General features: G+C 42.9%; 27 protein-coding genes and 1 riboswitch. Of the genes, 26 read left to right on the forward strand and 1 reads right to left on the reverse strand.

The annotated features are described in order from the left end of the window. Nucleotides 1-9 precede the first annotated feature (9 nt). Complete coding sequence (gene ftsY, locus D3H55_RS05595) at nucleotides 10-996, forward strand: signal recognition particle-docking protein FtsY (protein WP_119545933.1); 987 nt, start codon at nucleotides 10-12, stop codon at nucleotides 994-996. Between the two features lie 257 nt (nucleotides 997-1,253). Here ftsY and D3H55_RS25175 read toward each other — a convergent pair whose 3' ends face one another. Further along, the gene (locus D3H55_RS25175; RefSeq protein WP_276310205.1) at nucleotides 1,254-1,388 is read right to left on the reverse strand and encodes a hypothetical protein; all 135 of its coding nucleotides are present in this window, start codon (nucleotides 1,386-1,388) and stop codon (nucleotides 1,254-1,256) included. A 60-nt stretch (nucleotides 1,389-1,448) separates the two neighbouring features. Between D3H55_RS25175 and D3H55_RS05600 the strand changes: the two genes are divergently transcribed. From D3H55_RS05600 to fliF, 25 genes are all read left to right on the forward strand, one after another. Continuing rightward, on the forward strand, nucleotides 1,449-1,781 hold the full coding sequence (locus D3H55_RS05600) for a putative DNA-binding protein (protein WP_119545934.1): 333 nt from the start codon (nucleotides 1,449-1,451) through the stop codon (nucleotides 1,779-1,781). Between the two features lie 12 nt (nucleotides 1,782-1,793). After that, complete coding sequence (gene ffh, locus D3H55_RS05605) at nucleotides 1,794-3,137, forward strand: signal recognition particle protein (protein WP_119545935.1); 1,344 nt, start codon at nucleotides 1,794-1,796, stop codon at nucleotides 3,135-3,137. 117 nt (nucleotides 3,138-3,254) lie between these two features. Beyond that, on the forward strand, nucleotides 3,255-3,527 hold the full coding sequence (gene rpsP / locus D3H55_RS05610) for a 30S ribosomal protein S16 (RefSeq protein WP_119545936.1): 273 nt from the start codon (nucleotides 3,255-3,257) through the stop codon (nucleotides 3,525-3,527). Between the two features lie 11 nt (nucleotides 3,528-3,538). Further along, the gene (locus tag D3H55_RS05615) at nucleotides 3,539-3,772 is read left to right on the forward strand and encodes a KH domain-containing protein (RefSeq protein ID WP_119546010.1); all 234 of its coding nucleotides are present in this window, start codon (nucleotides 3,539-3,541) and stop codon (nucleotides 3,770-3,772) included. Nucleotides 3,773-4,204: 432 nt separating this feature from the next. Further along, on the forward strand, nucleotides 4,205-4,591 hold the full coding sequence (locus D3H55_RS05620; protein WP_119545937.1) for a YlqD family protein: 387 nt from the start codon (nucleotides 4,205-4,207) through the stop codon (nucleotides 4,589-4,591). An 11-nt stretch (nucleotides 4,592-4,602) separates the two neighbouring features. Then, complete coding sequence (gene rimM / locus D3H55_RS05625; protein ID WP_119545938.1) at nucleotides 4,603-5,121, forward strand: ribosome maturation factor RimM; 519 nt, start codon at nucleotides 4,603-4,605, stop codon at nucleotides 5,119-5,121. Next, nucleotides 5,121-5,864, forward strand: a complete 744-nt coding sequence (trmD, locus tag D3H55_RS05630; RefSeq protein ID WP_136035645.1) for a tRNA (guanosine(37)-N1)-methyltransferase TrmD — start codon at nucleotides 5,121-5,123, stop codon at nucleotides 5,862-5,864. The genes rimM and trmD overlap by 1 nt, the downstream gene beginning before the upstream one ends. A gap of 135 nt (nucleotides 5,865-5,999) precedes the next feature. Further along, entirely contained in the window at nucleotides 6,000-6,344 is a 345-nt protein-coding gene (rplS, locus tag D3H55_RS05635; RefSeq protein ID WP_113929873.1) for a 50S ribosomal protein L19, read from the forward strand. Nucleotides 6,345-6,544: 200 nt separating this feature from the next. Continuing rightward, the gene (gene lepB, locus D3H55_RS05640; protein WP_119545940.1) at nucleotides 6,545-7,096 is read left to right on the forward strand and encodes a signal peptidase I; all 552 of its coding nucleotides are present in this window, start codon (nucleotides 6,545-6,547) and stop codon (nucleotides 7,094-7,096) included. A gap of 36 nt (nucleotides 7,097-7,132) precedes the next feature. Then, a complete protein-coding gene (gene ylqF / locus D3H55_RS05645; RefSeq protein WP_119545941.1) occupies nucleotides 7,133-7,996 on the forward strand; it encodes a ribosome biogenesis GTPase YlqF in 864 nt (287 codons plus the stop codon). Nucleotides 7,997-8,111: 115 nt separating this feature from the next. After that, nucleotides 8,112-8,888, forward strand: a complete 777-nt coding sequence (gene rnhB, locus D3H55_RS05650) for a ribonuclease HII (RefSeq protein WP_119545942.1) — start codon at nucleotides 8,112-8,114, stop codon at nucleotides 8,886-8,888. A 13-nt stretch (nucleotides 8,889-8,901) separates the two neighbouring features. Further along, nucleotides 8,902-10,761 carry a TP0910 N-terminal domain-containing protein gene (locus D3H55_RS05655; RefSeq protein ID WP_119545943.1) on the forward strand — a complete coding sequence of 620 codons (1,860 nt, stop codon included), beginning with the start codon at nucleotides 8,902-8,904 and terminating at the stop codon, nucleotides 10,759-10,761. Continuing rightward, nucleotides 10,758-11,042 (forward strand): EscU/YscU/HrcU family type III secretion system export apparatus switch protein, encoded by a 285-nt coding sequence (locus D3H55_RS05660; RefSeq protein WP_119545944.1) that lies wholly within the window; start codon nucleotides 10,758-10,760, stop codon nucleotides 11,040-11,042. Before D3H55_RS05655 ends, D3H55_RS05660 begins: the two co-directional genes overlap by 4 nt. A gap of 230 nt (nucleotides 11,043-11,272) precedes the next feature. Then, complete coding sequence (gene sucC / locus D3H55_RS05665) at nucleotides 11,273-12,433, forward strand: ADP-forming succinate--CoA ligase subunit beta (RefSeq protein ID WP_119545945.1); 1,161 nt, start codon at nucleotides 11,273-11,275, stop codon at nucleotides 12,431-12,433. Nucleotides 12,434-12,449: 16 nt separating this feature from the next. Then, a complete protein-coding gene (gene sucD, locus D3H55_RS05670; protein ID WP_119545946.1) occupies nucleotides 12,450-13,352 on the forward strand; it encodes a succinate--CoA ligase subunit alpha in 903 nt (300 codons plus the stop codon). A gap of 115 nt (nucleotides 13,353-13,467) precedes the next feature. Continuing rightward, nucleotides 13,468-14,361, forward strand: coding sequence for a DNA-processing protein DprA (gene dprA / locus D3H55_RS05675; protein WP_119545947.1), 894 nt, complete (start codon nucleotides 13,468-13,470; stop codon nucleotides 14,359-14,361). 301 nt (nucleotides 14,362-14,662) lie between these two features. After that, nucleotides 14,663-16,738 (forward strand): type I DNA topoisomerase, encoded by a 2,076-nt coding sequence (topA, locus tag D3H55_RS05680; protein WP_119545948.1) that lies wholly within the window; start codon nucleotides 14,663-14,665, stop codon nucleotides 16,736-16,738. Between the two features lie 210 nt (nucleotides 16,739-16,948). After that, nucleotides 16,949-17,845, forward strand: a complete 897-nt coding sequence (gene xerC, locus D3H55_RS05685; protein WP_119545949.1) for a tyrosine recombinase XerC — start codon at nucleotides 16,949-16,951, stop codon at nucleotides 17,843-17,845. 20 nt (nucleotides 17,846-17,865) lie between these two features. Then, nucleotides 17,866-18,408, forward strand: coding sequence for an ATP-dependent protease subunit HslV (gene hslV / locus D3H55_RS05690; protein WP_119545950.1), 543 nt, complete (start codon nucleotides 17,866-17,868; stop codon nucleotides 18,406-18,408). Between the two features lie 56 nt (nucleotides 18,409-18,464). Beyond that, on the forward strand, nucleotides 18,465-19,877 hold the full coding sequence (gene hslU, locus D3H55_RS05695; protein WP_119545951.1) for an ATP-dependent protease ATPase subunit HslU: 1,413 nt from the start codon (nucleotides 18,465-18,467) through the stop codon (nucleotides 19,875-19,877). A 149-nt stretch (nucleotides 19,878-20,026) separates the two neighbouring features. Then, entirely contained in the window at nucleotides 20,027-20,806 is a 780-nt protein-coding gene (codY, locus tag D3H55_RS05700) for a GTP-sensing pleiotropic transcriptional regulator CodY (RefSeq protein WP_119545952.1), read from the forward strand. 189 nt (nucleotides 20,807-20,995) lie between these two features. Then, a riboswitch (cyclic di-GMP riboswitch) is annotated at nucleotides 20,996-21,090 on the forward strand. Nucleotides 21,091-21,522: 432 nt separating this feature from the next. Then, nucleotides 21,523-21,912, forward strand: coding sequence for a flagellar basal body rod protein FlgB (flgB, locus tag D3H55_RS05705; RefSeq protein ID WP_119545953.1), 390 nt, complete (start codon nucleotides 21,523-21,525; stop codon nucleotides 21,910-21,912). Between the two features lie 2 nt (nucleotides 21,913-21,914). Next, entirely contained in the window at nucleotides 21,915-22,376 is a 462-nt protein-coding gene (gene flgC, locus D3H55_RS05710) for a flagellar basal body rod protein FlgC (RefSeq protein ID WP_119545954.1), read from the forward strand. Nucleotides 22,377-22,387: 11 nt separating this feature from the next. Further along, nucleotides 22,388-22,693 carry a flagellar hook-basal body complex protein FliE gene (gene fliE / locus D3H55_RS05715; protein WP_119545955.1) on the forward strand — a complete coding sequence of 102 codons (306 nt, stop codon included), beginning with the start codon at nucleotides 22,388-22,390 and terminating at the stop codon, nucleotides 22,691-22,693. A gap of 53 nt (nucleotides 22,694-22,746) precedes the next feature. Next, nucleotides 22,747-24,333 carry a flagellar basal-body MS-ring/collar protein FliF gene (fliF, locus tag D3H55_RS05720; protein WP_119545956.1) on the forward strand — a complete coding sequence of 529 codons (1,587 nt, stop codon included), beginning with the start codon at nucleotides 22,747-22,749 and terminating at the stop codon, nucleotides 24,331-24,333. Nucleotide 24,334: the final 1 nt, after the last annotated feature.

Consider the following 24,334-nt stretch of genomic DNA (forward strand, 5'->3'; position numbering starts at 1 on the left):
TGCTCAGAAGTGAGTTTTTTCAAGAAGTTAAAAGATAAATTTTCAACATCTTCAGATTCAGTAACAAACAAGTTTAAGGATGGTCTTTCCAAAACAAGGAATAATTTTACTTCCAAAGTGAATGATCTCGTTGCAAGGTATCGGAAGGTAGACGAGGAATTCTTCGAGGAACTGGAGGAAATCCTCATCGGTGCAGATGTCGGATTTGACACGGTCATGGAATTGGTGGACCAATTGAAGCATGAAGCTAAGCTGCGAAACATCCAGGAAACCAGTGAACTTCAAAGCGTCATTTCCGAAAAACTGGTTGAAATTTATGAAGGAGATGAAGGTGCTTCCAGTGAATTGAACATTCAGGATGATTCCTTGACGGTCATTCTGTTTGTAGGGGTCAACGGAGTAGGGAAGACAACGACCATCGGTAAGATGGCACACATGTTCAAGGATCAGGGGAAGAATGTTCTGCTGGCTGCCGGTGATACATTCCGTGCCGGTGCAATTGATCAGCTGGAAGTTTGGGGAGAAAGAACCGGGGTCCCTGTCATTAAGCACTCGGAGGGATCCGACCCCGCTGCGGTTGTTTACGATGCCGTACAATCTGCCAAAGCAAAAAAAGCAGATGTACTTCTATGCGATACAGCCGGCCGTCTGCAAAATAAAGTTAACCTGATGAATGAACTGCAAAAAGTAAAAAGAGTCATTGAGCGTGAAATCCCTGGAGCGCCTCACGAAGTACTGCTTGTCCTGGATGCAACAACAGGCCAGAATGCCCTGCTTCAAGCCAAGACGTTCAAAGAGGCGACAGATGTTTCTGGTATCGTTCTTACCAAACTTGATGGCACAGCAAAAGGCGGAATCGTTATTGGAATCAAAAATGAACTCCAAATTCCGGTCAAATTTGTCGGTCTTGGCGAAAAAATCGATGACCTTCAGCCCTTTGACGCTGAAAAGTATGTATACGGCCTATTTGCCAACATCGTCGATGAAGAAAAATAATAGGTTTGATTTGGCCGCAATAAGCATTTATGCTTATCGCGGTTTTTTTTGTTTTCCTGTCTTAGCCGTAAATTCAGCGGCGGTATACTGGCTTTTTATGAGGTGATGCTTGTATTCCTCAGGCAAAAAAAGAGAAAGCTTTATTCTGGTTCCTCACAAAGCGTACATAAATCCAGAAAAGAAAAGAAACCTTGATTAATGGCCATTACGGAAGTTACATGAGACCAGAAAAAGCTGGAAACAGAGAGTCGGCCGGCTCAAATCCCCGCGGAATGGAACATTTTACCTGTGTTTATGTCCTGTTCCAGCGGCAGGCGGATGGTGGATTTTGGTCCTGCTGCTTGCGATAAGTCACTGAACAGCCTCTTCCACTTTTGACACTTGACATTCATCCGAATCCCCTGTATTCTTCTTATGTAAAGGTTTTTCACTTAACACAAGGGGGAGAGGAAATGCTGGAAAAGACGACACGTATGAACTATCTGTATGATTTCTATCAGTCGCTTTTAACTCCCAAGCAAAGCAGCTATATGTCCCTCTACTACTTGGACGACTTCTCCCTTGGCGAAATCGCAGAGGAATATGAGATAAGCCGTCAAGCAGTTTATGATAATATCAAGCGTACCGAAGCGATGCTTGAAGAATATGAAGAAAAGCTTTTATTATTTCAGAAGTTTCAAGAGCGCAGCAAGCTATTGCGTGAAATCAAACAGTTGCTCAAAACAGATGACGTTAAAACGTCAGGATTAGAAGAGCTGTTAGACAAGCTCGAGAAATTGGATTAGGAGGCGGCACTTATGGCATTTGAAGGATTAGCCGACCGACTGCAAGGCACAATTCAGAAGATCCGCGGAAAAGGGAAAGTCAATGAAGCGGATGTGAAAGAAATGATGCGTGAAGTCCGTCTTGCCTTGCTTGAAGCAGACGTCAACTTCAAAGTAGTAAAAACATTCGTTAAAAAGGTAAGTGAGCGGGCTGTCGGCCAGGAAGTCATGCAGAGCTTGACACCGGGACAACAGGTCATCAAAGTCGTAAAAGAAGAACTTACCGAATTAATGGGTGGAGAGCAGAGCCAGATCGCCGTTGCCAAGCGTCCGCCTACCGTCATCATGATGGTTGGCCTTCAGGGTGCTGGTAAAACCACGACGACTGGCAAGCTTGCAAACCTTCTGAGAAAAAAATATAACCGCAAACCACTCTTGGTTGCAGCGGATATCTATCGACCAGCAGCGATAAAGCAGCTGGAAACTCTCGGAAAACAACTGAGTATGCCGGTTTTTTCTTTAGGTGATCAAGTAAGTCCGGTTGAAATTGCAAAACAGGCAATCGAGAAAGCGAAGGAAGAGCACCATGACTATGTTCTGATTGATACAGCCGGACGCCTTCATATTGATGAAAAGCTGATGGGTGAGTTGGAAGATATCAAGGAACTTGCAAACCCTGATGAAATATTCCTTGTTGTCGATGCAATGACCGGGCAGGATGCAGTCAATGTTGCCCAAAGCTTTAACGAATCTTTGGGAATCTCCGGCGTTGTCCTCACAAAGCTTGACGGGGATACCCGGGGTGGAGCAGCCCTTTCCATCCGGTCCGTTACGGAAAAGCCGATTAAGTTCGTAGGGATGGGTGAAAAGCTTGATGCCCTGGAACCTTTCCATCCGGAACGAATGGCTTCCCGTATCCTGGGTATGGGTGATGTTCTTTCCTTGATTGAAAAGGCCCAAGCAAATGTCGATGAAGATAAAGCCAAGGAGCTTGAGAAGAAAATGAGGACCATGTCCTTTACTTTTGAAGATTTCCTTGAACAGCTGGGACAAGTTAAGCAGATGGGTCCTCTTGATGAATTGATCAAGATGATGCCCGGAGCAAACAAAATGAAAGGCCTGGATAAGCTTCAAGTGGATGAAAAACAGCTTAGTCACGTCGAGGCGATCATTCAATCCATGACCAAAGAAGAGAAGCAGCATCCGGAAACCATCAATGCCAGCAGGAAAAAACGAATTGCAAGAGGGAGCGGGAGGAACATCCAGGAAGTTAACCGTCTGCTGAAGCAATTTGAAGATATGAAAAAAATGATGAAACAAATGAGCGGAATGCAGGGCAAAGGCAAGAAAAAAGGCCTTAAATTCCCGTTCATGTAATCTGAAAACCTTAGCAGATTAAAAGAAAATTCAACTGTTAAGAAAAAACACTTTACAAACAAAATACACACTGATATTATATCTACTTGTGTAAAACTATTCGGAGGTGCTTTAAACATGGCAGTAAAAATTCGTTTAAAACGTATGGGAGCTAAAAAGTCTCCTTTCTATCGTATCGTAGTAGCAGATTCCCGTTCACCACGTGATGGACGTCAAATCGAAACAGTTGGAACTTACAACCCGGTTGCTCAACCAGCTGTTGTTGATATCAACGAAGAGCTTGCTCTTAAATGGCTGCAAAATGGTGCTAAACCATCTGACACAGTCCGCAACCTTTTCTCTAAACAAGGGATCATGGAAAAATTCCACAACGCTAAAAACAGCAAGTAATTGTGGAACAAATGAAAGATTTGATCTTAACGATTGTGGCTCCCCTTGTGGACCGTCCTGAAGATGTAGAAGTACATGTTGAAGAAAAGGATGATTCCATCACTTACAAGCTCTTGCTTCATCCTGAAGATATGGGCAAGGTGATCGGCAGGCAGGGGCGGGTCGCAAAGTCGATTCGAACAGTGGTTTATGCAGCAGCTGGATCACATGAACAAAAGAGAGTCTTTCTTGAAATTGCAGAATAACAAAACAACTAGAGCGGACATGACGGCAAGCTTTCATCTTGGAAGGTGAGCAAATGTCCAGCATATAAGACAGTTACCAAAGGGAGGAGAATACACCTCCCTTTTTACATACCATTTTATAGCCTGGTGATAATTCCCTCGATTTGGTTTTGGATTGTGATGAATATTCATCATTTATAGCTATAATCATTACCTCGGGCAATAGCCTCGGGTTCAATCATAAGGCCCGGGGGAAGAATTCCTGCAAGCGGATCACACAGACTCTGTTCAAGGTTGGAAACCACTCCCTTCTTCGCTGCTATTGCTTAGAGCGGAAGCTTGCGTGCCCTATTGTATCTTTCGGGACTCCTCATTATCGGGGGTGCACAACCGGAGGAGGAAGCAGCTAGTTTAGTAATTGCAAAAAAGCAACATTCACAGGAGGCTAAAATAATGAAAATACTCCAGAATGTCATAGTTAATCAGGTGTTGACCGAGGCGAGCAAAACAGCTTTGCTTGAAAAATATGAAGGCAAAAAGTTTCAGCTTCAAAAAGAGTGCGAACAGTTGAGGTTTGAACTGAAGAAGATGGAAAAGACCCAAAAGTACTCCTCGCGGAATCTTAAAGCCCATTTTGAAAAAGAAATAGAGTCAAGGATGGAAAAAATCAAACTCACAGATTTCCAAATCGACCAGCTCGATATTCTGCCTCTTGGAAGTGAGCTGAAGGATAAAGAGGTGCAGGGGATTGTCGAAGTGGAAGTGGGGGATAATTGGGAAGAAAAGAATCTCTCCCGGACCATTGTCATAAAGGATGGTTATATTAGTGAAATACGATAGAGGTGATAAAGATGGAAAAGTGGTTTAACGTTGGCAAGATTGTAAACACCCATGGAGTCAGAGGAGAAGTCAGGGTCATCTCCAGGACCGATTTTCCGGACGAAAGATATCAGGCAGGGAGTAAGCTTTACCTGTTTACTGAAAAGGAAGTGAATCCCCTGGAATTGGTCGTGGAATCCCATCGTAAACATAAGAATTTCGATTTGCTGACATTCAGCGGGTATAATGACATCAGTGAAGTTGAACCATTTAAAAATGGGTTACTTAAAGTCAACGAAACGCAGCTAGGCGATTTGAAAGAAGGAGAATATTATTTTCATGAAATCATAGGCTGTGTTGTCAAGACGTCAGCGGGCGAAGAGATAGGCCCTGTAAAAGAGATTCTGACGCCTGGGGCCAATGACGTTTGGGTTATCAAAGGAGCCAAAGGGAAAGAGATATTGATTCCATATATCGATGAGATTGTAAAGAAAATCGATGTTGATAAAAAGGAGATTGTCATTGAGCCTATGGAAGGACTCTTATCATGATGAAAATCGATGTGCTATCCCTGTTTCCCTCCATGTTCAACGGTGTTTTTGGAGAGTCCATCTTAAAAAAAGCTCAAGAAAAAGGTGCTGTACAATACAGTGTCGTCAACTTCCGGGATTTTTCTGATAACAAACATGGACAGGTAGATGATTACCCATATGGCGGAGGGGCCGGGATGGTCCTTAAACCGCAGCCGATCTTTGATGCTGTAGAATCCCTGTCAACAGCGGAGGAGCAGAATAAAAAGCCCCGTGTCATCCTTTTATGCCCGCAAGGTGAACGCTATAGCCAGACCAAAGCGGAAGAGCTTGCTGAAGAAGATCACTTAATCTTTGTCTGCGGCCATTATGAGGGGTATGACGAAAGGGTCCGGGAGCATGTCGTGACAGACGAGATTTCCATAGGGGATTTTGTCCTGACTGGCGGAGAGCTGGGGGCGATGGTCATCATAGACAGTGTAGTCCGGCTTTTGCCTGGAGTGCTCGGAAATGAGGATTCACCTGTTCTGGACTCTTTTTCATCAGGATTCCTGGAACATCCCCATTATACAAGACCTGCAGATTTCAGGGGCATGAAGGTTCCGGATGAATTGATATCTGGAAACCATAAGCTCATTGAAGAATGGCGGGAAAGGGAGTCTTTGAGAAGGACTTTTGAAAGAAGGCCGGATCTGCTTGAGGACAAAGAGTTGAACGAACGGCAGCAAAAATGGCTGAAAGAATGGAAAAATGATAGAAACTAGTTGATTCATGATGAGTGATATGGTATTATAACCTTTGTGACTTGTTCAGATATAATCTGTCCGGGTCATCGATTAGGATGTTCCGCTGCAATAAATCGTTTTTGTAAGAGCATCTGGTGGAAGGAGATGAAATAGATGCACAAATTAATCGAAGAAATTACAAAAGAACAACTTCGTTCTGATTTACCATCATTCCGTCCTGGTGACACAGTTCGCGTACACGTTAACATCGTTGAGGGTACCCGCGAGCGTATCCAGGTTTTCGAAGGTGTGGTAATCGGCCGTCGCGGAGGCGGTATCAGCGAAACGTTCACAGTTCGTAAAATTTCTTATGGTGTTGGTGTTGAGCGTACATTCCCTGTACACACACCAAAAATCGCGAAGCTTGAAGTTATCCGCCGCGGTAAAGTACGCCGTGCGAAACTTTACTACTTGCGCAACCTGCGCGGTAAAGCTGCCCGTATCAAAGAAATTCGATAATTTTAAGATGAAAAAGGAGCTTGGATACAAGCTCCTTTTTCAGTTTGCGGACAAACTGCAGACCTTAGGTTATTGTGATCAGGATGGAGATTTCATAAGTGCTTCATATATCCTGTTTTTGGGTATATCAGATGAAAGCCGTGTCTATTTTTTGTAGAATATTAAATGTGGAAGAAATCGAGACACAGGAGGGGAACCTGGTGGCCAAGCAGAAGAATGAACTGTGGGAATGGAGTAAAGCATTATTGATAGCAATTGGACTAGCTGCACTGATCCGATACTTTTTATTTACCCCGATAGTCGTGGATGGTTTATCAATGATGCCGACCTTACATAATGGTGACAGGATGATCGTGAACAAGCTGAGTTACAGTGTAGGAGAGCCTGACAGATTCGATATCATCGTTTTTCACGCTCCTGAGAAGAAGGACTATATCAAGCGGGTGATCGGGCTTCCGGGAGATATCATCGAGTACGAAAACGATGTGCTTTATATCAATGGAAAGGCATATGATGAACCTTATTTGGAAGAATATAAGGAACAGATCAATGACGGCCTTTTGACAGAGGGTTTTACACTTGAAGAAAAAATCGGACAGGAAAAAGTTCCTGAAGGCACTTTGTTTGTCATGGGTGATAACCGCCGTTTCAGCAAGGACAGCCGTCATATAGGTGTCGTGGAAGTCGGGGAAGTAATCGGCAGTACCAATGTGATCTATTGGCCGGTCAAAGATATAGAAGTCATCAAATAGTCCTTATTGGAAGATTTGTTTATCGGAGGTGATAGTATGACTATTCAATGGTTTCCTGGCCATATGGCAAAGGCAAGAAGGCAGGTAACGGAAAAGCTGAAGCTGGTGGATATCATTATCGAGCTGGTGGATGCGCGCATACCGATTTCCTCAAGGAACCCTATGATTGACGAGGTGGTTCAGCAGAAACCAAGGCTCGTTCTTTTGAATAAAGCTGATATGGCAGATAAAGCACTGACTGATCAATGGATTGACTATTTTTCCAAGCAGGGCATCAGGGCATTGGCAGTCAATGCACAGGGTGGTACAGGGCTTGGCGATATCGTGAGAGCGTCTAAAGACATACTCAGTGAAAAGTTTGACAGAATGAGAGCCAAAGGGATGAAACCAAGAGCGATCCGGGCTATGATCGTCGGGATACCCAATGTAGGGAAATCAACGCTGATCAACAGGCTGGCCAAGAAGAACATTGCGAAAACCGGGAACACACCGGGAGTGACGAAAGCGCAGCAATGGATCAAGGTAGGCAAGGAAATGGAGCTGCTTGATACACCGGGTATCCTTTGGCCGAAGTTTGAAGACGAGGAAGTCGGTTATAAGCTCGCATTGACAGGTGCAATCAAGGACACTATATTGAATTTGCAGGATATCGCAGTGTATGGTTTGAGGTTTTTAGAAAAACAATATCCCAAACGCCTTGAAGAGCGGTACGGCATCGTTGTCTTTCCTGAAGAAATCGTGGAAGTGTTTGATAAGATCGGCACGCAACGTGGATGCCTCGTATCAGGCGGAGAGGTCGATTATGACAAAACGTCAGATCTGATCGTACGTGATATAAGAAGTGACCGGCTTGGCAAGCTGACATTCGATATTCCAGGTGAATACATGGAAGAAAAATAGACCATAAGCTGATTCCATAGGAGGATTTTCCCTTATTGAATCAGCTTGTTTATTTTTGAGAACTAATGACGATATAAAGAATGACTAGTTCATACATAGCAAATAGGAGAACAATATGCCAAACAAATATACAGTTGCAGAAGCAGAAAAAATGATAAAGGATATTGCAGATGAAGGGGACGAACGGTTTCAGGCTTTTTTAGAAGATGAAAGAAAAGGAATCCAGAAGCTTGTTTCAAGGTGGTACAAAGAAAGAGATCACCAACAGGTTTTGTTGAAAGAATTTGAACGCATGAGTACCTTTGAAAAAGAGTTAAGGCTTAAGGGGTATGAATATATTGCCGGCATTGATGAGGTGGGAAGAGGACCGCTGGCAGGGCCAGTCGTTGCGGCAGCGGTTGTCCTTCCTCCGGGTTTCACCCTGCTTGGAATCAATGATTCCAAACAACTTTCAGAGAAGCAGCGGGAGAAATTCTATTCTTATATTACGGAGGCTGCGATAGCATGGGGAACAGGCATCGTCTCTTCTGAGGAAATCGATGAACTGAATATCTATCAGGCTTCCAAGAAAGCAATGGCAGCTGCGTTGGATGATATAAAAATGAAGCCGGACCATTTGCTTATTGATGCCATGGAATTGGGGACACCCTACCCGGAAACGTCTCTGATTAAAGGAGATGCGCGGAGCATTTCGATTGCAGCAGCATCCATTGTAGCAAAAGTGACAAGAGACAGGATGATGGAAGTATATTCACGGCAATACTGCGGGTATGGCCTGGAAAAAAACATGGGATACGGGACAAAAGAGCATTTGGAAGGATTGAAGAAGCTTGGCGCTTCTCCCATCCATCGAAAATCCTTTGCTCCCGTAAAGGAGCTTATGTCGAGATAGAGAAGGTGTTTACATGCTTGAACGGAGTATTCAAAGTTCCAATATGACTTCACTGAAATTGGATCATCCATCTAAACTGGTGGATGGGCAAATGATTTTTGCAAGAGTTAATAAACTGCTTCCTGAAGGAATGGCTGAAATCAATTATAACGGCCGGAAAATAATTGCTGAACTCGAAGCTCCCTTAACAGCAGGAAAGAATTATTTGCTCAAGGCTGAAGCAGGGAATGATGGGCTGCTTACACTTAGGGTGATTTCTGGGTCGGCATCAGAAGCTGATTCTCCTCTGGTGGATAAAATACTAAGCGAATTACAGCTTCCAAGGGCAGGAAATATGAAGGAAGTATTATCTCTTCTGATGAAAAGCTCGTTGTCTTTCAACAGAACAGAACTTACTTTGATAAGTGATTTGCTCGCAAGCACCCAGGACAAGCAGGCGGGAATAGAAGCCCTCATGAAAATAAAGGAAGGCGGGCTTCCAGTTTCCAAACCGTTGTATTTTTCTTATCTTCATGGAAAAAGCATGGAACCCATGTCGAAGATGCTTAGTGATGTGGAGACTGTACTTCTAACAAATGGACCTAAGTCACCGGCCGCTGAAAAAGTTCTTGGAATCATAAGCAATATGAATGAAAGTGAAACTGCCAATCTCCTTCAAAAAGCTGCCCATCGGTCTTCAGAAATGCTGAGTAGTAGTGATCCGGGAAACGCACAGAAGTCCTCCGCTTTTAAGCTCCTGCAATCACTGGGACTTATTCCGGAAGAGAGCGTCTTGGCGGAAGGAAAACCCTTGCCGGTTAAGGAATTGATAAACACTCAGCCTGCTGCTGGGTTTTTGAACAGCAGCCCTCCCCTTTCCCAAATAAAAGATAAACTGATAAGCTTGCTGGAGCTGGTGGGTGGGAATCCTGCACCTGATGAAAGATTCCTGACTTATATCAAAGAAATCCATACAGTTTTAAAAAGTATGGAGTCTGGAAAAATGGCGAATCAGGAACTATTGAAAACAGCCGCAGCGCTATTTTCTGAGGGGGACAGCATCCTTTCTCAGAAAGGATTAATGCCGCCATTAAGTGAAAGGGAAAGGTTCAATCTTCTTTTTGGATTACACACACGCAGGGAAAAAGAATTGATCTCAGGATTTTCGCAGAAATTGCAGCAGCTTCAGCAGAATTCAGACCCTGAGCAGCCTGCTATGAAGCTTCTTCAGCAATTAACGGTGAATGACGAAGGCAATGCGCCACAACTGCATAAAGAGGCCCTTCCTGATATCATCAAAGACCTGGCTTCAAGGCTTGGAATCAATCATGAGGCAAAGCTTGCTGCCGGGCATCCCCAAGATCGTTCCCTGTATGATTCGTTGAAACCTGCATTGGTTTCCCTATTGAAGGAAGTACCGCAGGGAGAGGCGAGGGAAGCTGCTGAAAACCTGCTCTTTAAGCTGAATGGCCCAGCGATCCTCTCAGGTGAAAACGGTCCGCTTCAGAATGTTATCTATCAATTTCCGTTAACATGGCTGAATCAAAAGACGGATGTCAGGATGCAGTGGTCAGGCAGAAGGATGGAGAATGGCCAAATCGATCCGGAATTTTGCCGGGTGCTGTTTTATCTGGAATTGGAAAATATCAAAGAAGTAATAGTCGATATGGGCGTCCAGAACAGGATCATAACCTTGAATATTTACAATGATACACCCAGCTTGAAAGAGCTGGCAGGCCCATTTTCTCCTGTATTGAGGGAAGGACTTGAAAGAATGCATTACAAAGTGTCGGCCATTAATTTTAAAAGTCCTGAAGAAACTGGATCTTCAAAGAAAATGTACCAGGCGATGGCCGGGGAAGTTACGTATTCCGGAGTTGATTTGAAAATATGAGGAATGAAAAGGAAACGAAGAGGAAGCAGGCAATTGCCCTCCAGTATGAAGCAGAAAAGCAGCAGGCGCCGAAAATGATTGCCAAAGGAAAGGGCTTGATTGCAGATAATATCCTCGAGAAGGCGAGAGAGAACGATATCCCCATCCAGGAAGACCGCAATCTCGTTGAACTGCTTGGAAATCTTGATATCAATGAATCAATACCCGAAGAGCTGTATCAGGCGGTAGCCGAGGTATTCGCCTTCCTGTACAGACTGGATAAAGAAGCACAAAAAAGCTGAAGAACACTGGCGGTTCTTCAGCTTCCGCTCGTTTTTTCGCTGCCTATTTTATTTTTCCAAGATAACATTTTTAAATAGGAACACTGAAATTCAGTAGTTTTTGACTCAGTATCATTTCTGAATTTTTAAATTAATATAATATTTTTTGCATATTGGTAGACATATAATCTTTCATTTTATACAATGAAAGCGCAGTCTATTTTTGAAAGAGTTTGATAGGAGGATGGAAAATGAATATCCATGAATATCAAGGTAAAGAAATCCTCAGAAATAATGGGGTACCCGTACCTAATGGTAAAGTGGCTTTTACTCCGGACGAAGCAGTAGAAGCGGCGAAAACGCTGGATTCAAGTGTTTATGTAGTTAAAGCGCAGATCCATGCAGGCGGCCGCGGAAAAGCCGGTGGAGTCAAAATTGCAAAGAGTCTTGACGAAGTACGTACATATGCAGAAGAACTGCTTGGAAAAACGCTGGTGACTCACCAAACAGGCCCGGAAGGTAAAGAAGTTAAGCGCTTACTTATCGAAGAAGGCTGTGACATCAAGAAAGAGTATTATGTAGGGCTTGTCCTTGACCGTGCGACTTCCCAGGTTGTTTTGATGGCTTCTGAAGAAGGCGGTACAGAAATCGAGGAAGTGGCGGCAGAGACTCCTGAAAAGATCTTCAAGGAGTATATTGATCCTGTAGTCGGCTTGACTGGATTCCAGGCACGCCGTATTGCATTCAACATCAATATCCCTAAAGAACTTGTAAATAAAGCAGCTAAGTTCATGCTTGGCCTTTATAACGTGTATATCCAAAAGGACGCTTCCATCGTGGAAATCAATCCTCTTGTTGTGACTGGCGATGGAAATGTAATGGCCTTGGATGCAAAGTTCAACTTTGACTCCAATGCACTATACCGCCAGAAGGATGTTCTTGAACTTCGCGATCTTGAAGAAGAAGATGCAAAAGAAATCGAAGCTTCTAAATATGACCTGAGCTACATTTCCTTGGAAGGAAATATCGGTTGCATGGTAAATGGAGCAGGACTTGCAATGGCTACAATGGATATCGTCAAGCATTATGGCGGCGATCCGGCAAACTTCCTTGATGTTGGGGGCGGTGCAACAGCCGAAAAAGTTACTGAAGCATTCAAAATCATCCTTTCCGATGAAAATGTAAAGGGAATTTTCGTAAACATTTTCGGAGGAATCATGAAGTGCGACATCATTGCAGAAGGCGTTGTAGAAGCCGCCAAGCAAGTGGAGCTTAAAGTTCCATTGGTGGTACGACTTGAAGGAACGAATGTTGATCTAGGGAAGAAAATCCTGAATGAGTCAGGCTTGAATATCATTTCCGCTGAGTCAATGGCGGACGGCGCACAAAAAATTGTTGAGCAAGTAGGATAAGAAAGGCGGAGGACTAATGAGCGTATTTATTAATAAAGATACAAAAGTTATTGTTCAAGGTATTACTGGTTCGACTGCTCTTTTCCATACAAAGCAAATGCTTGAATACGGTACGCAGATCGTTGCTGGTGTAACACCAGGAAAAGGCGGAACTGAAGTTGAAGGCGTTCCTGTATTCAATACAGTGGGAGAAGCTAAGAAGGAAACTGGCGCAAACGCATCAGTTATCTACGTTCCGGCTCCATTCGCGGCAGATGCTATACTTGAGGCAGTAGATGCTGAATTGGATCTGGCAATCTGTATTACAGAGCATATCCCGGTTCTTGATATGGTGAAGGTGAAGCGCTACATGGAAGGCAAGAAGACCCGCCTTGTAGGCCCTAACTGCCCAGGCGTCATCACTCCTGATGAGTGCAAGATCGGAATCATGCCTGGATATATCCATACTAAAGGACACGTAGGTGTTGTATCCCGTTCCGGCACATTGACATATGAAGCTGTTCATCAGCTTTCTCAGGAAGGGATCGGCCAGTCTACAGCAGTAGGCATCGGCGGTGACCCTGTCAATGGTACGGACTTCATCGACGTATTGAAAGCATTCAATGAAGATGAGGATACTTATGCTGTCATCATGATCGGAGAAATCGGTGGAACAGCTGAAGAAGAAGCTGCAGAATGGGTTAAGGCAAATATGACGAAACCGGTTGTAGGCTTCATCGGAGGACGCACTGCACCTCCAGGTAAACGTATGGGCCACGCTGGCGCCATCATCTCCGGAGGCAAAGGAACTGCCGATGAAAAGATCCGTGTAATGAACGAATGCGGCATCGAAGTGGCTCCTACACCTTCCGATATGGGTGAAACGTTAATCAAGGTACTGAAAGACCAGGGTATCTACGACAAATGTAAAACTCATTAATATAGAAGAAACTGGACTGGACTGGATTGAATGATTAACTTCATTCACATTCAGTCCTTTTTCCAACCGAAGGATGAATTTTCCCCTATCAAAATAAATATTTCAGGAGGTAATAATGTACTCAGACAGAAACATTCTTTTTACACTCCAGCACTGCGACAGCATCGGCTGGAAGTCAATAAACCTGTTAATGAAAAATACATCTTCTCCCCAGGAAATTCCCCACCTTACCCCAGCAGAACTAAGGAATATGCTCCCTATCCCTTCAGATAAATGCCACGCTTTTTATCACCAATTCCATTCATTCAATCATTCAGACAAAATAAGACAGTATGAGGAAGATAAGATTGGCTTTATTACTGTATTGGATGAAGGCTACCCTCATATATTGAAGAACATTTATGATCCTCCCTGGGTGCTCTTCTATGCGGGCAGAAAAGAACTGCTGGAAAGTAATAGGAAAATTGCAATCGTAGGTTCCAGGAAAGCCGACGAATATACTGAAACTGCTTTGAGACTCATCCTTCCTGGACTGATTGATGAAGGTTTTGTTACGGTCAGCGGTTTAGCAGCAGGAGCCGATGGGCTTGCCCACAGGATGACAATTGCGATGCATGGAGATACAATTGGTGTCATCGGCGGCGGATTGAAAAACATTTATCCAGCTTCCAATAGAAAATTGGCAGAATACATGATGAGTAAGCACCTGATTGTTTCGGAATATGTACCGGATGCTAAGCCCCAACGCTGGCATTTCCCTATGCGGAACCGTATAATCAGTGGTTTGACCCAAGCTGTCCTTGTCACCGAGGCAAGCAGGAAAAGCGGTTCGCTTATCACTGCGGAAACAAGCATGAATGAGGGAAGGGATGTTTTTGCGCTTCCCGGTAGGCTTGACTCCCCATTATCCGAGGGAAGCAACCATTTGATCCAGCAGGGAGCTAAACTGGTTGCTTCGCCAAAAGATATTATTTCCGAATTTCAGTATAATTTTTGCCCACAAAGATAATATTGTAGTACGCTTTTTATTTACTAGCTTAAAGATCGTTCATCATGAGTATAAAATGTAAATAAAAGGAAAGTATAGACTATCTATACACCGGATTTTTTGAAAAATACAGGTTAATATGTATAAAATGTATAAAAAGGTTGCAATTCTTCTCAATCTGTTATACATTTTGCAACAGATATATTACAAGCAGCTTCTTCTTTTGTCTGAGCTTATGGAAACGTTTCCTTGGCTCTATCATTGACTTATATATAACCGAAACTAAAAATATAACGATTTCCCTCTTTAAGGAGGCAATTTAATGTCAGATTACTTAGTGATTGTGGAATCGCCTGCAAAGGCCAAGACAATCGAACGATATTTAGGAAAAAAATACAAGGTCCGCGCCTCTATGGGACATGTGCGTGATTTGCCAAAAAGCCAGATGGGTGTAGATGTGGAGGATAATTTCAATCCGAAATATATTACGATCCGGGGCAAAGGGCCGGTCTTGAAAGAACTAAAAACAGCCGCAAAAAAAGCGAAAAGAATATACCTGGCTGCCGACCCCGATAGAGAAGGGGAAGCAATCGCCTGGCACCTTGCGCACAGTCTGGATATGGATGTCCATTCAGACTGCAGGGTAGTATTTAATGAAATCACGAAGGATGCCATAAAGGAATCCTTTAAGCATCCCCGGCCTATCAATATGGACCTGGTGGATGCCCAGCAGGCAAGAAGGATCCTGGACAGGCTTGTAGGATACAACATCAGCCCTCTCCTATGGAAAAAAGTAAAAAAAGGACTCAGTGCCGGAAGGGTGCAGTCAGTAGCAGTAAGGCTGATCATTGACCGGGAAAAAGAAATCAAGGAATTCACCCCGGAAGAATACTGGACCATCCAAGCACAATTCCAAAAAGGAAAAAGCTCTTTCCAAGGTGCGTTTTATGGACTTGATGGGAATAAGCTCGATTTGAAAACCGAACAGGAAGTAAATGATATCCTGAAGAAAATAAAAGGTGACTCCTTTGAAATAAAAAAGGTGACCAAAAAAGAAAGAAAACGGAATCCTGCGGCACCATTTACTACTTCATCCCTGCAACAGGAAGCAGCAAGGAAGCTGAATTTCAGGGCTAAGAAAACGATGATGCTAGCCCAGCAATTATATGAAGGAATCGAGATTGGAAAAGAAGGCACTGTCGGTCTGATCACATATATGAGAACAGACTCCACCCGTATTTCAGACATTGCACAAAAGGAAGCATCCGATTACATCATTGAAAAGTATGGCAGTGAATACACCAAGAGCGAGGAAAGAAAAGAGAAAAAGGGTCAAAAATCGCAGGATGCCCATGAAGCGGTCCGTCCTACTTCAACATTGAGAGATCCGGCGACGATGAAGGAATATCTATCAAGAGATCAACTCAGGTTATATAAACTGATATGGGAACGTTTTGTTGCAAGTCAAATGTCTTCTGCTGTAATGGATACAATGAGTGTAGATGTTGTTAATGGAGAAGTTTATTTCCGTGCCAATGGTTCAAAGGTCAAATTCCCAGGCTTTATGAAAGTTTATGTTGAAGGATCCGATGATCAGAAGGAAGAGAAGGAAAATATGCTTCCTTCCCTTTCCGAAGGTGACATTGTAAGCTATGAGGACATTGATCCCAAGCAGCACTTTACCCAGCCGCCGCCCCGCTACACGGAAGCACGGTTAGTGAAGACGCTCGAAGAATTAGGCATAGGACGGCCTTCAACATATGCACCAACATTGGATACAATTCAAAGAAGGGGATATGTAAGCCTGGACAACAAGCGCTTCATCCCGACAGAGCTTGGCGAAATTGTATCAGAACTTGTTTCTGAATTCTTCCCTGAAATCATTGATGTCGAGTTCACCGCAAACATGGAACGTGACCTGGACTATGTGGAAGATGGCAAGGAAAAATGGGTGACCATTATTGACCAGTTCTATAAAGGCTTTGAAAAGCATCTTGAAAAAGCAGAAGAAGAAATGGAAAAAGTGGAAATCAAAGATGAACCCGCCGGCGAAGACTGCGAAAACTGCGGTCATCCGATGGTATTTAAAATGGGCCGATACGGGAAATTCATGGCATGCAGCAACTTTCCTGACTGCCGAAACACAAAACCTATTGTTAAAGAGATCGGGGTAAAGTGCCCTGATTGTAAGGAAGGAAACATCATTGAGAGAAAAAGCAAGAAAAAACGGATTTTTTACGGCTGTGATCAATATCCGAACTGTGAATTCCTTTCATGGGATAAACCGATTGACAGAAAGTGCCCTAAATGCGATCATCTCTTAATTGAGAAGAAATTGAAAAAGGGTGTACAGGTTCAATGTTCCAATTGCGACTATAAAGAAGAGACGCAGCAGTAAAGAAACGGTGAGCTTAGAGGCTCACTTTTTCCTTTTGTAAGATAATATGGTATCTTTAAATCTATATGGATGAAGCTTTATATGGAAATGATTCATGAAAAATGAAAGATGCAGGAAACAATTCAGAACTTTGTGAAATATTTGTAAACTCCATTGCGCGGGCTACTAAATTGTGTTACTATTTAGTAGCCTTTTGTGAGGTGATATAAGTTGGATGATACAAACCAATATCTGAATAACTTCATTACATATCTGCAAATTGAAAAAAACTATTCAGAGTATACCGTCACTTTTTATAAAGATGACATCAGGGAGTTTTTCAGCTTTATGAATGAACAGAACCTGCATTCGTTATCAGAGATCGAATATTTTGATGCACGGTTATTCTTGACCGGCCTTCACGAAAAACGGCTGGCGCGTGCCTCGATATCAAGAAAGATTTCCAGTATACGAAGCTTTTTCCGGTTTCTGAACAGGGAGAAATTGATCATTGAGAATCCATTTGCTCTCGTAAGCAGCCCAAAGTCTGAAAAGAGGCTTCCTGAGTTTTTTTATGAGGAAGAAATGGAAAATCTCTTGCAGGCTTGTGAAGGTCATAAACCCATCCAAGTCAGGAACAGGGCGATGTTTGAATTGTTTTATGCTACAGGGATAAGGGTAAGTGAATGTGCAGGGCTGAGGATAAAAGATATAGATTTCTCTTTATCCACAGTACTGGTAAAGGGGAAAGGCAGCAAGGAAAGGTATGTGCCGTTTGGAACTTTTGCACATGAAGCTTTGGAACAATACATAAATATATCTCGCGGTCAGTTAATGAAGAACGGTGAACATGAATTTGTTTTCGTTAATTATAAAGGGGGCCCCCTTACGGCAAGGGGGATGCGTCATGTACTGAACACCATAATAAAAGACGCGTCTTTAAATGGAAAGATTCACCCTCATATGCTGAGGCACACATTCGCCACTCATTTACTGAACAATGGAGCAGATCTTAGAACAGTCCAGGAACTTCTTGGACATGAAAATCTGTCGTCTACTCAGATTTATACGCATGTTACAAAGGACCACCTTAGAAGAACATATTTGAACCACCATCCTCGTGCTTAATCGAATAGGAGGTTATACAATTGGGTAATTTTCACGCTACAACGATTTTTGCAGTCAAACATAGAGGTGAGTGTGCCATGTCAGGGGACGGACAGGTCACATTTGGCAATGCAGTTGTAATGAAACATACCGCAAAGAAAGTAAGGAAGCTGTTTAACGGAAAAGTAGTTGCAGGTTTTGCCGGCTCAGTGGCTGATGCATTTACCTTATTTGAAATGTTTGAAGCGAAACTGCAGGAGTTCAATGGTAATCTTCAAAGAGCTGCAGTGGAACTGGCAAAACAGTGGAGAAGTGATAAAGTCCTTCGCAAGCTGGAAGCTATGCTCATTGTCATGAATGCTGATGATTTACTGTTGATTTCAGGAACGGGTGAAGTCATTGAACCGGATGATGGAATACTGGCTATAGGCTCAGGCGGGAATTATGCTCTTGCGGCCGGAAGGGCTTTGAAACATCATAGCGGTGAACATCTAAGTGCTGAACAGATCGCGAAGGCAGCACTTGAAATAGCTGCAGACATTTGTGTTTATACCAATCACAATATCATTGTTGAGAAGCTGTAAATTGATTTTCTCATTCTCCATGTATAGAAAACCATACGGAAAAAGGAGTGTATCTCTTGAAAAAACAAGCCAATCAGTTAACACCAAGGCAGATTGTCGATCGTCTGGATCAGTACATAGTCGGACAGAATGATGCGAAGCGAGCGGTTGCTATTGCGCTGAGGAATCGGTACAGAAGGAGTATGCTCGCAGAAAATCTTCGTGATGAAGTGGTGCCTAAGAATATTCTCATGATGGGGCCGACCGGCGTTGGGAAGACAGAAATAGCCAGACGGATGGCTAAACTTGTTGGAGCACCTTTCATTAAAGTTGAAGCAACCAAATTCACAGAAGTAGGCTACGTCGGAAGGGATGTAGAATCGATGGTGAGGGATCTGGTTGAAACTTCTGTCAGACTTGTTAAAGAAGAAAAGATGTCAGATGTGAAAGAAGCGGCAGAAGAGAATGCGAACCGCCGACTTGTAGAACTGCTCGTCCCAGCCAAAAAGAAGAACAGTAATTATAAAAATCCATTTGAAATGATTTTTGGCGGAAATCAAGGGGACCAGCAGCCGGATGATGAAGAGCAAAAAGAAGAGACATCAATCAATGATAAACGCCGGACCATAGCAGATAAGCTGGCAAAAGGCGAACTTGAGGAAGAAGTCATCACCGTGGAACTTGAAGAACAGCAGGCTTCTATGTTCGATATGCTTCAAGGCTCCGGGATGGAACAGATGGGTATGAATATGCAGGATGCCCTTGGCGGACTGATGCCTAAAAAGAAGAAAAAGAGGAAGCTGAAAGTGAAAGAAGCACGACCTGTAATAATCAATGAAGAAGCGCAGAAATTGATAGATATGGACGATGTGACACAGGAAGCGATTGTACGCGCAGAGCAGACAGGCATCATATTCATCGACGAGATTGATAAAATCGCCAGCAAAAGCTCCAGCCAGTCCTCAGGTGAAGTATCAAGGGAGGGAGTCCAGCGCGATATCCTTCCAATCGTGGAGGGGTCCACAGTGGTGACAAAACATGGCTCTGTGAAGACAGACTATATGCTGTTCATTGCTGCCGGAGCATTTCATACTGCAAAACCTTCAGACTTGATTCCCGAGCTTCAGGGCCGTTTTCCGATAAGGGTCGAGCTGAAGAAGCTTTCCGTTGAGGATTTTGTCAGGATCCTTGTTGAGCCGGATAATGCTATTGTAAAACAATATATAGCACTTTTGGAAACAGAAGGTATACAAATTGAATTTTCTGACGATGCTATTCGTAAGATGGCTGAAATAGCCTTTTCGGTGAATCAGAACACGGATAATATCGGGGCAAGGCGTCTTCATACAATCATGGAAAAGCTGCTTGAAGACCTCTCATTTGAGGCACCTGAAATCACCATGGAAAAGATCACTATCACACCTTCCTACGTAGAAGACAAACTTGGAGCAATTTCTCAGGATAAGGACCTGAGCCAGTTCATCCTGTAAGTTTGCCGTTCAGCCTCAAAGGGTAAAAAGTAATGGCAGACTTAAAAGTTTGAATAAGTTAAACTATCCTGATTGCGGACTATACCACTCAATCGCGGATCTTATTATATAAATATAGAAACTATTCAGTTGCACTAGGAGGAAAAGAAATGAATTTACTAAGTAAAACAAGAACCATCAATGCAATGCTGCAAAAGGCAGCGGGAAAACCGGTAAACTTTAAGGAGATGGCTGAAACACTAAGTTCAGTCATCATTGCCAATGTTTTCGTTGTCAGCCGCCGGGGAAAACTTCTTGGCTTTGCAGTCAATCAGAAGATAGAAAATGAAAGAATGAAGAAGATGCTTGAAGACCGTCAATTCCCTGAAGAATATACAAACAGCCTGTTTAACATCCAGGAGACTTCTTCCAACCTGGATATTGACAGCCAATATACAGCCTTTCCTGTTGAGAACAGGGAATTGTTCCAAAATGGCCTTACAACCATTGTACCGATCATTGGCGGAGGAGAGCGCCTCGGTACTTTGATCCTTGCCCGATTGGAAGACAGCTTTGATGACGATGACCTGATCCTTGGGGAATATGGCGCCACTGTAGTCGGTATGGAAATCCTCAGGGAAAAATCAGAAGAGATTGAAGTGGAAGCCCGCAGCAAGGCAGTTGTGCAAATGGCTATCAGTTCCCTTTCTTATAGTGAACTTGAAGCGATCGAGCATATTTTTGAAGAACTTGATGGAAACGAAGGATTGCTAGTTGCCTCCAAGATTGCTGACAGAGTCGGAATTACACGCTCAGTCATCGTCAATGCACTCCGTAAGCTTGAGAGTGCCGGTGTCATCGAGTCCCGTTCACTTGGTATGAAAGGAACATATATCAAGGTCTTGAATGATAAATTCCTCGTTGAATTGGATAAATTGAAGACGAATTAATGAGAAAGCCGCTAGTCCAAAAGGATTGGCGGCTTTTTTTATTTCTTGAAAAAATAAGGAGAATTTATGAAAAAAAACTCGAAAAGAGGTACAAAGTCCTAATACTATTCTTAAGGAAAGGGTTGAAATTGCCGACGCAAATAGTACAATAAGATTACACACTATTTCCGACAAATTTCTACAACATTTCACAGAAAATGGCAAACTCATCTGAAAAGAGAGGACGCAAAGCCACGGGCCTAAAGGCAATTTCAAGATTGTTTATTGGCAGCCGGGTTACCTAATGGAGACAATGCATTTATGCGGAGCGATCTCATTGGGGGTCGCTATATTTTTAGGGATTTTTTATGGGTTATTATCCCATTTAATTGGATAATATTCCTTAAAGACTTCTCATCATATACCGGTTATAGTTTTGTAATGTGCCTGTAATAAAGAAAATGTTTTTAGTGGCGAGATCTTTAGGAAATAGTGGAAATAAATGAGGCGGATAGTCCTTTTTAAAAAGCTGACATCCATCAAATAAGATTCAAATGGAGTATTTTCTTAGAAAATATGGAAAAAGTCCTTCAAAAAAATGAATAATAAGTAGGAATATAATTATCAAATTAATCATAGACACCTATTTTTCTTAATATTACAATAGAGACTGTGATTCCGTAAAAAATGTCAAATTTCATTAATCTTTGACAAAATTCTGGTTAGAGGTGTAAAAAATGAGCTTGTTTTCCAGCACCATTCAATCACTCGAGAATGGTTTGAATTATTCTTCTGCTAAACAAAAAGCCATATCCCAAAACATTGCCAATGTCGACACTCCCAACTACAAAGCAAAGACAGTGAGTTTCAAGGAACAGTTGAATGCTTCCATATCAACTATGGAAGCAAATAGAACCAATCCCCGCCATTTTGAATTCTCCGGAAGTGGGAAGGGCACTCTTAATATCAGGAATAACCCATTTCAATACAACCATAACGGCAATGGAGTTGACATAGATAAGGAAATGTCAGAAATGGCTTCCAATCAAATATATTTCAATGCCCTTTCCGACAGGATGAATGGCAAATTCAATTCTTTGAAAACTGTAATAAGGGGAGGTAAGTAAGAATGTCGATCTTTCATAGTATGAATGCATCAGCTTCCGCGCTTTCAGCACAAAGGCTTAGAATGGATGTCATCTCATCCAATATGGCAAATGCAGATACGACAAGGGGGAAGATGGTTGATGGGGAATGGCAGCCTTATCAAAGGAAATCAGTTGTTTTCCAGCCGAAAGGAAACCAGTTTTCTTCGTTTTTAAATAAAGCCATGGGCTCAAAAGATTCAGAGACTGTCGGAAGCGGTGTCCGTGTTTCAGAAATAAAGGAAGATGAAGATACTCCTTTCAACCTTGTATACGATCCTGAGCATCCGGATGCCAATCAGGAAGGATATGTCCGCCTTCCAAATGTCGACCCGCTTCGTGAGATGATTGACTTAATATCCGCTACCCGTTCGTATGAAGCAAATGTCACGGTCTTTAATGCTAACAAATCCATTATGATGAAATCACTGGAAATTGGAAAGTAAGGAGGATACTTATGGCGATACATAATATATATTCTGCAACGGATAACAGATTAGGTCCGTCGTTTGAGAAAAACAACATTAAACCTGTACAGAATCAACAGAATTTCGCTGACTTCCTGAAAACATCAATTGAAGAAGTGAACGCGAGCCAGAAAGAATCAGATATGCTTACCGAAAAGCTGGTAAGAGGGGAGAATGTCGACCTGCATCAAATTATGGTCGCTTCGCAAAAAGCCAGCATTACACTGCAGACTACGATGGAGGTCCGCAACAAAGTAGTGGAGGCATACCAAGAGATCATGAGGATGCCGATGTAACTTGTACGGTTATGAATGCCGCGTAAATCAGACAGAGTAACCGGGGGATTATGATGAATGAAACTTTAAATAAATATAAAGAACAATTAAATACATTCTGGTCATCACGGACAAAGAAACAAAAGGCTGTGTATGGCGGTGTTTTGCTGGCCGTCATTTTGGCGGTCGCCATTACAGGTTTCCTCTCAACGAGGACTGATCTTGTGCCGCTATACAGTAATTTGGCCCCCTCGGAGACAGGAACGATAAAAGAAAACCTGGACGGAAGAGGCATTGTTTCGGAAATCACAGATGGCGGTTCGACAATCATGGTGCCGAGCGAAATGGTGGATACATTGAAAGTTGAACTCGCGGCAGAAGGAATACCGAATTCCGGAAGCATCGACTATTCGTTCTTCAGTCAGAACGCCGGATTTGGTATGACTGACAATGAGTTTAACGTCATGAAGCTGGATGCCATGCAGACTGAGCTTGCCAACCTTATGAAAGGAATTGAAGGTGTACAGGATGCCAACGTGATGATTACACTCCCTGAAAAAGGTGTATTCGTCAGCGATGACACAGAGATGGCCTCTGCTTCAATTGTCCTGAATACCAAACCTGGTTTCAATTTTGACCAGAAGCAGATCAAATCCTTATACCACCTGGTATCAAAAAGTGTTCCTGACCTTCCTACTGATAATATCGTCATTATGAATCAATTATTTGAGTACTTTGAGCTGGAAAATGAAAATTCTTCCTTTGGAGGAAGCGTAGTCCAGCAAATGGATGTTAAGGACAGGGTGGAAAAGGATATCCAGAAACAGGTTCAGAGCATGCTGGGGACATTGATCGGCTTCAATAAAGTCGTTGTTTCTGTTACCACCGATATAGACTTTACCCAAGAAAACAGGGAAGTAAACGAGGTAACACCTGTAGATGAAGAAAATATGGAAGGAATCGCTGTGAGTGTCCAGAGAATCACTGAAACATTCACCGGTAATGGACAAGCAGCGGGAGGTGTCCCTGCTGCAGAAGATAGTGGAGACGGACTCGGTACGTATGTTGAGGGCGAAAATTCCAATGGCGACTATGAAAGAATTGAAGAGACGATAAACAACGAGGTTAATAGAATCCGGAGAGAGATAGTCGAAAGTCCTTACAAGATAAGGGACATCGGAATTCAAGTGATGGTGGAACCGCCAGATCCCGAAGATCCAAATTCATTCCCTCAAGACAGGCAGGAAGATATATCCCAGATTTTATCCACAATCATTAGGACTTCAATTGATAAAGAATCCGGAACGGAACTGACACCTGAAGCCATTGAAGACAAAATTGTCGTTTCTGTACAGCCGTTCAATGGCAAGATGGAATTCGAACAGACTCCTGCATCAACACTTCCGTGGTGGACATATGTTGTAGGCGGAATCTTGCTGGCAGTTATAATCTTGCTGGTTGTTTTGATGATTAGGAGAAATAAAAAAGCAGTAGAAGAAGAGGCTGTTTTTGTAGAAGAGAGCCAGCCTATCACTATACCTGATATTGGAAATGAAAAAGAGACTGAAGGATCAGCCAGAAGAAAGCAGTTGGAGAAAATGGCCAGGGAAAAGCCGGAAGAGTTCGCAAAATTACTGCGATCCTGGCTGGCTGATGAATAGG

Origin of the sequence: Bacillus salacetis (assembly GCF_003581585.1) — a bacterium.
Taxonomy (GTDB): Bacteria; Bacillota; Bacilli; order Bacillales; family Bacillaceae_B; genus Rossellomorea; species Rossellomorea salacetis.

What these genes read in the sequence shown, in the direction of transcription:
- D3H55_RS25175 (WP_276310205.1), bottom strand. Translation starts at nt 1,388, where the DNA reads ATGAATGTCAAGTGTCAAAAGTGGAAGAGGCTGTTCAGTGACTTATCG.
- D3H55_RS05600 (WP_119545934.1), top strand. Translation starts at nt 1,449, where the DNA reads ATGCTGGAAAAGACGACACGTATGAACTATCTGTATGATTTCTATCAG.
- ffh (WP_119545935.1), top strand. Translation starts at nt 1,794, where the DNA reads ATGGCATTTGAAGGATTAGCCGACCGACTGCAAGGCACAATTCAGAAG.
- rpsP (WP_119545936.1), top strand. Translation starts at nt 3,255, where the DNA reads ATGGCAGTAAAAATTCGTTTAAAACGTATGGGAGCTAAAAAGTCTCCT.
- D3H55_RS05615 (WP_119546010.1), top strand. Translation starts at nt 3,539, where the DNA reads ATGAAAGATTTGATCTTAACGATTGTGGCTCCCCTTGTGGACCGTCCT.
- D3H55_RS05620 (WP_119545937.1), top strand. Translation starts at nt 4,205, where the DNA reads ATGAAAATACTCCAGAATGTCATAGTTAATCAGGTGTTGACCGAGGCG.
- rimM (WP_119545938.1), top strand. Translation starts at nt 4,603, where the DNA reads ATGGAAAAGTGGTTTAACGTTGGCAAGATTGTAAACACCCATGGAGTC.
- trmD (WP_136035645.1), top strand. Translation starts at nt 5,121, where the DNA reads ATGAAAATCGATGTGCTATCCCTGTTTCCCTCCATGTTCAACGGTGTT.
- rplS (WP_113929873.1), top strand. Translation starts at nt 6,000, where the DNA reads ATGCACAAATTAATCGAAGAAATTACAAAAGAACAACTTCGTTCTGAT.
- ylqF (WP_119545941.1), top strand. Translation starts at nt 7,133, where the DNA reads ATGACTATTCAATGGTTTCCTGGCCATATGGCAAAGGCAAGAAGGCAG.
- rnhB (WP_119545942.1), top strand. Translation starts at nt 8,112, where the DNA reads ATGCCAAACAAATATACAGTTGCAGAAGCAGAAAAAATGATAAAGGAT.
- D3H55_RS05655 (WP_119545943.1), top strand. Translation starts at nt 8,902, where the DNA reads ATGCTTGAACGGAGTATTCAAAGTTCCAATATGACTTCACTGAAATTG.
- D3H55_RS05660 (WP_119545944.1), top strand. Translation starts at nt 10,758, where the DNA reads ATGAGGAATGAAAAGGAAACGAAGAGGAAGCAGGCAATTGCCCTCCAG.
- sucC (WP_119545945.1), top strand. Translation starts at nt 11,273, where the DNA reads ATGAATATCCATGAATATCAAGGTAAAGAAATCCTCAGAAATAATGGG.
- sucD (WP_119545946.1), top strand. Translation starts at nt 12,450, where the DNA reads ATGAGCGTATTTATTAATAAAGATACAAAAGTTATTGTTCAAGGTATT.
- dprA (WP_119545947.1), top strand. Translation starts at nt 13,468, where the DNA reads ATGTACTCAGACAGAAACATTCTTTTTACACTCCAGCACTGCGACAGC.
- topA (WP_119545948.1), top strand. Translation starts at nt 14,663, where the DNA reads ATGTCAGATTACTTAGTGATTGTGGAATCGCCTGCAAAGGCCAAGACA.
- codY (WP_119545952.1), top strand. Translation starts at nt 20,027, where the DNA reads ATGAATTTACTAAGTAAAACAAGAACCATCAATGCAATGCTGCAAAAG.
- flgB (WP_119545953.1), top strand. Translation starts at nt 21,523, where the DNA reads ATGAGCTTGTTTTCCAGCACCATTCAATCACTCGAGAATGGTTTGAAT.
- flgC (WP_119545954.1), top strand. Translation starts at nt 21,915, where the DNA reads ATGTCGATCTTTCATAGTATGAATGCATCAGCTTCCGCGCTTTCAGCA.
- fliE (WP_119545955.1), top strand. Translation starts at nt 22,388, where the DNA reads ATGGCGATACATAATATATATTCTGCAACGGATAACAGATTAGGTCCG.
- fliF (WP_119545956.1), top strand. Translation starts at nt 22,747, where the DNA reads ATGAATGAAACTTTAAATAAATATAAAGAACAATTAAATACATTCTGG.